The 2,459-nt window shown below is 34.8% G+C and carries 3 protein-coding genes; all 3 read left to right on the top strand.

Annotation, left to right across the window (positions count from 1 at the left end):
* On the top strand, positions 1-667 hold a 667-nt coding region (gene murB / locus BBB02_RS00730; RefSeq protein ID WP_127463637.1), incomplete at its 5' end, for a UDP-N-acetylmuramate dehydrogenase.
* A 68-nt stretch (positions 668-735) separates the two neighbouring features.
* Positions 736-1,923: a dicarboxylate/amino acid:cation symporter gene (locus tag BBB02_RS00725; RefSeq protein ID WP_127463636.1), complete on the top strand. Its 1,188-nt coding sequence runs from the start codon at positions 736-738 to the stop codon at positions 1,921-1,923.
* Positions 1,920-2,459: orotate phosphoribosyltransferase (pyrE, locus tag BBB02_RS00720; RefSeq protein ID WP_127464283.1), on the top strand; the 540-nt coding region annotated here is incomplete at its 3' end. The genes BBB02_RS00725 and pyrE, both read left to right, overlap by 4 nt.

Genomic DNA, 2,459 nt, shown 5'->3' with positions numbered 1-2,459 from the left:
GGTGAAATTAGGTAGGGAATTTGCGTATATTAAATGTAAAGATAATAGCTCCATAGTTGCAGGTGGTGCTGCATTGCTTAGTAACCTTGCCTACTTTGCAGGGGAACAGCAAATTAGTGGTCTTGAGTTTCTTGCTGGAATTCCAGGAACAGTTGGCGGTGGGGTAGAGATGAATGCAGGTGCATATGGTAGTGATATTGCGAGTGTTGTAAAGTTTATAAGGGCAGTGAATCTAGAAGATGGAAATTTATATGAATTCTCCAGGGAAGAAATGGGATATTTTTATCGTGGACACAGTCTAAAAGGCAGATGGATTTTTATTGAAGCTGAATTTAAAGGAGTAAGTTCAGAGTATGAGCTTATATTGCAAAGATTGAAAGAAGTTATTGATAAAAAAAATAAAAGCCAACCAGTGGGAGGAAAAACTGCCGGATGCATATTTAAAAATCCAATAGGCTGGAAGGCATGGAAACTGATTGATGAGTCTGGCTGCCGAGGATTAAATAACGGTAGAGCTAAAATTTCTAAGAAACATTGTAATTTTCTGCTCAATTACAATAACGCAACTGCATTCGACTTAGAAAACCTTGGCAACAGAGTAAAAGATGCAGTAAAAGATAAATTTAACATTGAACTTGAGTGGGAAATAAGGGTTTTGGGTGGGTAGTTACTGCTGATTATTTTAACCTAATTTGAAAAATTGTTGTATAGTATTAGTTTGAGGTTTTATTTTCAGTGCATAAGTTCGCAATACTCTTTTCTATGCTGTTTGCGGTAATTGCTTACTATTTAAATAATGAAATAATATTTGAAATAGCAAAGCTATTTAGCGATATATTCATCAGTCTGTTGAAATTGATTAGCTTACCTTTAGTTTTTCTATCTATAGTGTCCACAATTTCAGGACTTAAAGATTCAATTGAAATAAAAGTATTACTTAAGAAAATATTGTTTTATACGCTGCTCACAACCATTATAGCTGCATTTGTTGCACTGTCTTTCTATTTACTCATGGATCCAGTAAGAAAAAATTTCATAAGTAGCACGATAGAAAGCGTGAGTGATAGCAACCATGATTACTTTTCATACTTAAAATCACTCATTCCATCAAATTTTGTGCAAGTTTTTCTTGAAAATAACGTTATTGGCAGCATATTGATTGCTTTTTTGATGGGTGGAGCTATTATTTCGCTCTCAAAAGAAAAACAAGATATATTACACCAAATATTTTCTGCACTATTTGATACACTTCTTAGAATTGCTCAAGGGTTGTTAAAGTTTATTCCTCTTGCTGTATGGTCTTTTATCACATGTTTTTTATACGAGTTAAAAGGTGGCAGCGAATTCCATAGTCTTTTTTGGTATTTTGCTTGCATAATGTCTGCAAATTTCGTGCAAGCATTTGTGATTTTGCCACTACTCATGTGGTATAAAGGTATATCACCAATTCAAACGATGAAGGGTGTTATGCCAGCACTCACACTTGCGTTTTTTTCTAAATCATCATCCAGCGCGACGTTGCCTACAACTATAGAATGTGTTCAAAATAAGCTAAAAGTACCAAATAAATTGTCGTCTTTTATTCTGCCAATATGTACAACAGTCAATATGAATGCGTGTGCTGCATTTATTTTGATTACAGTGATGTTTGTTGCGGAGATGAATGGGCACACATTTTCCTTAAGTGAGATGTTCATATGGATTTTTTTAGCTACAGGAGCTGCAATTGGTAACGCTGGAGTGCCGATGGGGTGCTATTTTATGGCAACTAGTTATTTGGTATCAATGAATGTTCCTTTGTACATTATGGGATTGATTTTGCCTATTTATACAATCATTGATATGTTTGAAACTGCAATAAATGTGTGGTCTGATATCTGTATAACACAGATAATTAATAAAGAATTTAAAACTCAAGAATGATATTAGATAATACAATAATAAAAGAATTTGAAGAGGCTGGTGCGATTTTGCACGGACATTTTGTACTCTCGTCAGGGCTGCACAGCAACACTTACATACAATGCGCTAAAATTTTTGAAAATCCAAGCAGAGCGATTAAGGTTTGTAAGCTATTGGCAAATAAAATAAGAAAAGAGCTTGTTGAACACATAGACTTAATACTATCTCCTGCAATTGGTGGAATAATCGTGGGTTATGAGATTGGCAGACAGCTTGGAGTCAGAACAATGTTTTGCGAGCGTGTTAACGGTAAGTTTGAATTACGCCGCGGGTTTGAAATTAAACAAGATGAAAAAATATTACTGATTGAAGATGTGATAACTACGGGTAAGTCTTCACTTGAAGCTGTGAAATGTGCAGAAGGGAAGGGAGGCAAAATTGTTGCTGAAGCTTCTTTAATAAAGAGAAATAGTGAAGCAAAACTGCCCTTTCCTGTAATATCTTTGATTGAACTAAATATCAAAAACTATAGCGAGGAAGAACTGCCAAGTGAATTA

It is taken from the genome of Wolbachia endosymbiont of Bemisia tabaci (genome assembly GCF_003999585.1).
Lineage (GTDB): Bacteria > Pseudomonadota > Alphaproteobacteria > Rickettsiales > Anaplasmataceae > Wolbachia.
Note: the sequence above shows the minus strand (reverse complement) of the source record. Positions and strands in the feature narration are given on the sequence as shown.